This window comes from Azospirillum himalayense, from assembly GCF_042657465.1.
Lineage (GTDB): Bacteria > Pseudomonadota > Alphaproteobacteria > Azospirillales > Azospirillaceae > Azospirillum > Azospirillum himalayense.
Genome location: NZ_JBHSLC010000031.1, coordinates 88,954 through 95,152, shown reverse-complemented (window position 1 = coordinate 95,152; position 6,199 = coordinate 88,954). Strand labels below are relative to the sequence as shown.

At 68.2% G+C, this 6,199-nt stretch carries 6 protein-coding genes; 4 read left to right on the top strand and 2 right to left on the bottom strand.

Translation table 11 applies throughout. The features are described from left to right. Window positions 1-258: 258 nt before the first annotated feature. Complete coding sequence (locus ACFPMG_RS16325; RefSeq protein ID WP_376996214.1) at window positions 259-489, top strand: Ada metal-binding domain-containing protein; 231 nt, start codon at window positions 259-261, stop codon at window positions 487-489. Here ACFPMG_RS16325 and ACFPMG_RS16320 read toward each other — a convergent pair. Next, a complete protein-coding gene (locus ACFPMG_RS16320) occupies window positions 482-1,531 on the bottom strand; it encodes a YeiH family protein (RefSeq protein WP_376996213.1) in 1,050 nt (349 codons plus the stop codon). The genes ACFPMG_RS16325 and ACFPMG_RS16320 overlap by 8 nt on opposite strands. Window positions 1,532-1,645: 114 nt before the next feature. On the opposite strand from ACFPMG_RS16320, the gene ACFPMG_RS16315 reads away from it, so the two are divergent. After that, entirely contained in the window at window positions 1,646-2,527 is an 882-nt protein-coding gene (locus ACFPMG_RS16315) for a LysR family transcriptional regulator (RefSeq protein WP_376996212.1), read from the top strand. A gap of 14 nt (window positions 2,528-2,541) precedes the next feature. On the opposite strand, the gene ACFPMG_RS16310 is transcribed toward ACFPMG_RS16315, so the two are convergent. Next, on the bottom strand, window positions 2,542-3,504 hold the full coding sequence (locus ACFPMG_RS16310) for a replication initiator protein A (RefSeq protein ID WP_014200239.1): 963 nt from the start codon (window positions 3,502-3,504) through the stop codon (window positions 2,542-2,544). 1,035 nt (window positions 3,505-4,539) lie between these two features. On the opposite strand from ACFPMG_RS16310, the gene ACFPMG_RS16305 reads away from it, so the two are divergent. Both ACFPMG_RS16305 and ACFPMG_RS16300 read left to right on the top strand, forming a co-directional pair. After that, window positions 4,540-5,382 (top strand): hypothetical protein, encoded by an 843-nt coding sequence (locus ACFPMG_RS16305; RefSeq protein ID WP_376996211.1) that lies wholly within the window; start codon window positions 4,540-4,542, stop codon window positions 5,380-5,382. After that, complete coding sequence (locus ACFPMG_RS16300) at window positions 5,276-6,196, top strand: hypothetical protein (RefSeq protein WP_376996215.1); 921 nt, start codon at window positions 5,276-5,278, stop codon at window positions 6,194-6,196. The genes ACFPMG_RS16305 and ACFPMG_RS16300 overlap by 107 nt, the downstream gene beginning before the upstream one ends. Window positions 6,197-6,199: the final 3 nt, after the last annotated feature.

Sequence of the window (6,199 nt, the reverse complement as noted above, 5' to 3'; positions counted from 1 at the left end):
CCGGGCGCCCTGTTCAACCAGAACCTCGGCACCGTCTCCAACCTCGCCGCCGGCTTCGGCAACAAGGCCCAGCAGCAGGTCACCGGCATCCAGAAGTAAGGCTCGCCCGCTTCACATCCCTCCCTCCCCGAACCTCGCGGCCGGCAGACCTCTGCCGGCCGTCTTTTTTGCCAGCCGTCTTTTTGCGTGGCGCAGGAAACGGGTGGCCCGGCTTCGCGGCATCGGCGACGATCCCGGCGGCAGGATCGGGAGGGCATCATGGACGAGGACGCGATGTGGAGCGCGGTGGCGCGCCGGGACCGGGACGGTGACGGGCGCTTCGTCTACGCGGTGCGCACCACCGGCATCTATTGCCAGCCGTCCTGTCCATCGCGACGGGCCAAGCGGGAAAACGTCGCGTTCCACCCCGATGCCGCGGCGGCGGAGGCGGCGGGCTTCCGCCCCTGCAAGCGCTGCCGCCCCAACGCGCCGCCGCCCGTGCTCACATGATTTCCAGCAGCCGGATCAGGCCCAGCCCGATGGCGCCGAGCGCCGCCAGCGACAGCACCACCGCGGCGGTGACGCGCAGCCCGGCCCGCGACAGCATCCGCACATCCACCCCGAGCCCCAGCGCGGCCATCGACAGCACCGTCAGGACGCCCGCCGCGGTCTGGCTGGCCGCCAGGGCGGCGTCCGGGATCAGCCCCGCCGCCCGCAGCCCGGCCAGCGCCAGGAAGCCGAGGATGAACCAGGGCACCAGCCGGCGCAGCGGGAGGCGGGTCTTGACGCCCCCTTCCTGCGCAGCCCCTTCCGGCTTCGCCATCAAGGCCAGCGCCACCACCACCGGGCCGAGCATCAGCACGCGGAGCAGCTTCACCAGGGTTCCGACCTGGACGCTCAGCGCACCGACCGGCGCCGTCGCCGCCAGGATCTGCGGCACCGCATAGACGGTCAGCCCGGCGAACACGCCGTACTGCATGGGAGTGAGTCCGAGCAGCGGCACCAACAGCGGCAGACCCAACACCACCAGAACACCCAGCACCGCCGTGAAGGCGATGGCCGCCGCCACATCGTCACCATGCGCCCCGATCACCGGCGCCGTCGCCGCGATGGCCGAGTTGCCGCAGATCGAGTTGCCGCAGGCGACCAACACCGCCATGCGCGGCGGCAACCCCAGCAGGCGCCCGATGCCGTAGCTGACCGCCAGGGCCGAGGCGACCACCCCGGCGATCCCTACCACCAGCGCCGGCCCGGCGGCCATGATCGTTTCCGGGTCGATGGAGGCGCCCAGCAGCAGCACCGCGACCTCCAGCAGCGTCTTGGCGCTGAAGTCCGTTCCCGCCTTCCAGCGCCGTCCCGGCGCCCAGACGCTGCGCAGGGTCACCCCGATCAGGATCGCCAGCACCAGGGCCTCCAGCCAGGCCTGCCCGAAGACCTTTACCTCCAGACTTTGCAGGGCCAGCGCCGCGCCGCTCACGCCGGAGCAGAGCAGAATCCCCGGCAGCAGGGCGCCCAGGGTCCGGCGGGGCGATGGGAGAAGATTGTTCGGCATGGCATCCTCGAATTCCGATGCCGGGAAGCTGCGCCCTCTGGACCGTTCGTTCCAACGGATTATAGTGGACGTATCGTTCGGTAAAACCGAACGTTTGAAGGGACGAGGGACCGGATGACTCTCGAACAGCTCCGCATCTTCGTAGCGGTCGCCACGCAGCAGCATGTGACGCGGGCCGCCGCGTCCTTGAATCTGACGCAGTCCGCGGTCAGCGCTGCCGTCTCCAGCCTGGAGGCCCGGCACGCCGTCCGCCTGTTCGACCGGGTGGGCCGACGCATCGAGCTGACGGAGGCCGGGCGCCTGTTCCTGAACGAGGCCATTGCAGTGCTCGCCCGCGCCGAGGCAGCGGAGCGCATGCTGGCCGACCTGTCGGCGCTGAAGCGCGGGCGCATCGCCATCCACGCCAGCCAGACCATCACCGGCTATTGGCTGCCCGAACGGCTCGTGGCGTTCCACCGGCGCTATCCGGACGTCGACGTCGCGGTGAAGGCCGCCAACACCGCCCAGGTCGCCAAGGCCGTGCTGGACGGCGCCGCCGATCTGGGGTTGGTGGAAGGGGAGGTGGCGGACCCGCTGCTCGACCAGGACCTTCTGGCCGGCGACCGTCTGCTGCTGCTGGTGGGGGACGGTCACCCCTGGCGCGGGCGGAGCGACCTGCCGATGGACGAACTGCACCGCTCCCCCTGGGTCCTGCGGGAAGCCGGGTCGGGCACCCGCTCCGAGTTCGAGGAGGCGCTGCGCGGGCAGGGGAGGGCGCCGGAGGATTTGCCGGTGACGCTGGAGCTGCCCTCGAACGAGGCGGTGCTGTCGGCGGTCATGGCCGGGGCGGGGGCCACCGCCCTGTCGGATCTGGTGGCGCGCGGCGCGCTGGCCGCCGGGCATCTGCACCGCGTTCCCTTCCCGCTGCCCGAACGGCCCTTCCGCCTGCTGCGTCACCGCGAGCGCGGGTTGAGCCACGCCGCCCGGACCTTCCGCGACCGGTTGCTGGCGGAATAGCGCAGGGGAGAGGGTCAGACCACCTCGTCGAACTCGACCCTGGGAATGTCGATCCAGCTCTCCGGCTCGCCGGCGTCCTTGCGCCAGAAGATCACCGGCAGGTCGGCGTTCAGCACGCGGGCGATCGAGGCGCCGCGCGCCGTCATCAGCTCCTTGTACTCCGCGGCTTCGACGATGCGCACGCCGTACCCTGGGATGCGGTCGGCCTGGAGCACGGGGCCGAGCGCGTTCTTGAACTTGCGCAGGTCGTTGTCGGAGCCGACCCGCTTGCGCAGCGGCTCCAGCGCCATCCAGAAGGCGTTGCCGTGGCCCAGATGGGCGCGGGCGATCTCGTAGAGCCGCTTCTCGATGGGCTTCAGAGCGAAGTAGTCTTCCGAATAGGTCAGCAGATTGTTGCCCAGCGCCGCGCGCACCACCCAGTTCGACAGGACCAGGGTCAGGCCGCGCACCTGCCGCTCGCCGTCCTTCTTGCCGCGGCGGTAGAGCAGCTTGTAGTCGGAGATCCAGGAGAAGGCGCCACTCTCGCCCTCGCCCCCGGCCTCCAGGTTGGTCTTGATCTGGGTGCCCTGAAGCCGCTCCAATGCCCCTTCGATCTTGTCGTAGGCGCTGCCCCCGGCGGTCTTGCCGACGATGCGCTGGAGATCGCTGGTGGTGAAGTGGAGCTTCCCCACCTCCGGCCCCATCTTGCCCTCGGCCATCTTCTCGCGCAGCAGCGAGACGGCGTAGATCAGCACCGACTTGTCCCAGATCGTCGCAACGCCGACGTCGCGCGGGGCGCGCACCTCGATCTTCACCTTGCCGTCGTCGTAGGTGGGAAGGCTTTCCACCTTGTCCTTCGACAGGCCGAACAGCGAATAGGCCATCAGGGCCCGGTCGTTGTTCACGTCGCCGCGCAGCGGCGAATCCAGCCGAAGCGCCAGCTGGACGGGACGGTCCAGCAGTTCGGCGTTTTCCTTGTCGGTGTTGTGGTCGTCCATGCACCCAGTCTCCCCGGCCCCGCCGCTGGCGGTTACGGTATTGATTCCCGATACGCCCCGCATGTTCCACAGCGCAGGCGCAAACGTCGCCATTCTGCCGAAAGATTCCTCACCGGCCGGAAACGACGCTGTGACCCTGCGGACGAATGTCGCCGTTCTGCCAGTTCCCCCGGACGCTGTGCCCCGCTGGAGGGTTTCCCGGCCGAAAGCGTCCGCGTTCTGACGGTCCGGACTCCCGACAAGCCGCAAAACAGCGCTGAAAGGCTTGGATTCCCTGACTCTTTCCGGACTCCCCGGGGTCCGGAGGCCGCCGCGGAGGGAGCACATTGGCAGAACGGCGACACTCGGTTGCGCGAGTCGGAGTCCGATTCTCGGCCGATTCCCGGAGTCACCGATGGGCCACAGCCCAGATTATTCGGCAGAACGGCGACATCCGGCGGACTCCGACGCTCCGCCGCTTCCCTCCGTGCGCCGGAATCTTTCGGCAGAACGGCGACGTTTTCCGCCCGGTTTCTCGGCAGAACGGCGACACCCAGACGTGGTCCGCCACCGCTCCTGGGGGCTCAACGCCTTGATTCCACTGACTCCATCACCCCGCATCGGCGCAACTGGAGCGATTCCGACGCACGCATTTGAATCGTGGACAGCCTGTTGGGGCCACGACAACATCTTGCGTAACGGGCCCACCAAAGCCCGAACCGATAGCTTTTGGACCAGAGTTTTAGGCCAGGGTTTTGGGCCAGGATTTTCAGCTGGCGGCTCCGAACAGCCGCGACACGCCGAAGGAGGCGACGATGACGTAGCGGAGGACACGACCTCCGGAAACACAAAGGGCACAGGTTTGGCGACCTGTGCCCTCGTGCACACCGAAGTGTCGAAAACCGATGGAAGACCGGGAGAACCGGACCCCGCATCAGCGGTTTGGCGACTTCATGATGCCAGGGTAGGTCCGGAAAACCAAGTGGAATCGCGGATTCCACTGACGCTCCCGCTTTGTCTTCCGCCGGGATTGAAGCGCTGGATCATGGGAAGACAATGACCCCGTACACCACCTTGTACCGGCGATGGATTGCTGCGCCCGGTGTAGGAGCCGCGGAGATCGCGGTGCTCTCCGGTCTTTACGCGCGGGCGGACACCGCCGGTGTCTGCGCCGGCCTGGTCCAGGACGAGCTGGCCACCGAACTCGGCAAGAGCCGTCCCTGGCTGTCCGCCGTGCTGACCAAGCTGCAGGCGCCGGACCTGTCCCTGGTGGAAGCCCGCCGCGAACGCGGCTTCCGCGGGATGGTCTATGCGCTAGTGGGCGCGCAGGATACCGACTCTTCCGGTCGGCCCGTCGACATCACCGGTCAGCCGGCTGACGGACTCCTAAGGACTGGGAATCCCCTGAATCCTGATTCTCAAAACTCCTCCTCCTTCCGGGCGGGGGAATCGGTTGGGCCTTCGGGCCTCAAGAACCGGAACGCCCTCGCCGAAGACTGGCAGCCGGACGCCGCCGATCTGGCCTGGGCCGCGGAGACCCGCCCCGAGGTCGATCCCGCCACCGTGACCCGCAAGTTCGTGTCCTGGTGCCGCAAGGCCAACGTCCGCAACGGCTACAGCCCGGCCGACCCGTCCGGCGCCTGGCGCAAATGGGTGGCCCGCGAACTGGTTGCCCCCGCCGCGGCACCAGCCGGCGAAACGCCCGAAGGCACCGTCGTCCCCTTTGCAACCGCCTCCCGCCGCCCCTCCAACCGGAGCGACCAGAATGACCGCCAGCCTGCCGAGCTTTCCCGTGAGCCTTCCCGTCAGCGCCGCCCCGCAGACGCCGGACATGGCGTGGCTGCCCGCAACGCCGGCGTCCTCTCTGCCCTGCGCGATCGCCTCGCTCGCCCGGCTTGAGCGCGCCGACCTGCGCTTCGAGATCGCGGATCGCGCGCCGGAGGAGATCGGGGCGCTGGCCGAGCGGGTGGAGGCCGCCCTTGAGGGCATCTGCCCGGCGATCGGTGTGGAGAATGTGCTGACCGGCATCGAGAAGCTGGCGGTGCGCTTCGGCCTGGAGCTTCCGGACGCCGATGTTCTGGAGGCCGACATTCTCGAGATGGCCGGCTGGCCCGCCGAGGAATGGATCGCCGGTTTCCGCGGCGTCTGGTCCTCCTTCCGGTCCGGTTACCGGCGCTTCCCCACGGTTGGCGATTTCCGGGCTGCCGCCGGTCAGGCATCGGTGACCGGTGGGACGGCGGCCCTGCGCCGGCTGGCCATGGCCCTGCGCCAGGAGCAGCAGATCCGCGCCCGCGAGATTGCTCATCGCCGCCATCAGAAGGAGAAGGAGGCGGAAACCGCCCGCCGTCAGCAGGCCGCCGCCCTGGCCGCTCCTCCCGTTCCCCCGGTGACGCCGACGGTAACGACGCCACCGGCTCCGGTTTCCACTCCGGTCTCCGTCACGCCGCACGATGCGCAAGTGGTCCTGGCTCCCGCGCAGCCTCCGTCTCAGATGAGATTGATCGTTCCCAAGGTCTTGATAAGGGATCGGCCGGCCAATGATCCTCATACCACGGTATGTCAAGGACATGACCACGTGCCTTTCAGTAAGCAGTCGCGTACGAAAAGTTCAATCAGAGAAACTAAGTATGCCAATGACTGTGGAGTGCGCCGAAGAGGCGAAGCGAAGGCTTGGCAGACCCTTCATTATTCCAACAGGGTAACGCTTATATAATCA

Bases quoted from the DNA above. Each gene is read 5' to 3' on its own strand.
- ACFPMG_RS16325 (WP_376996214.1), top strand. From the start codon at position 259: ATGGACGAGGACGCGATGTGGAGCGCGGTGGCGCGCCGGGACCGGGAC.
- ACFPMG_RS16320 (WP_376996213.1), bottom strand. From the start codon at position 1,531: ATGCCGAACAATCTTCTCCCATCGCCCCGCCGGACCCTGGGCGCCCTG.
- ACFPMG_RS16315 (WP_376996212.1), top strand. From the start codon at position 1,646: ATGACTCTCGAACAGCTCCGCATCTTCGTAGCGGTCGCCACGCAGCAG.
- ACFPMG_RS16310 (WP_014200239.1), bottom strand. From the start codon at position 3,504: ATGGACGACCACAACACCGACAAGGAAAACGCCGAACTGCTGGACCGT.
- ACFPMG_RS16305 (WP_376996211.1), top strand. From the start codon at position 4,540: ATGACCCCGTACACCACCTTGTACCGGCGATGGATTGCTGCGCCCGGT.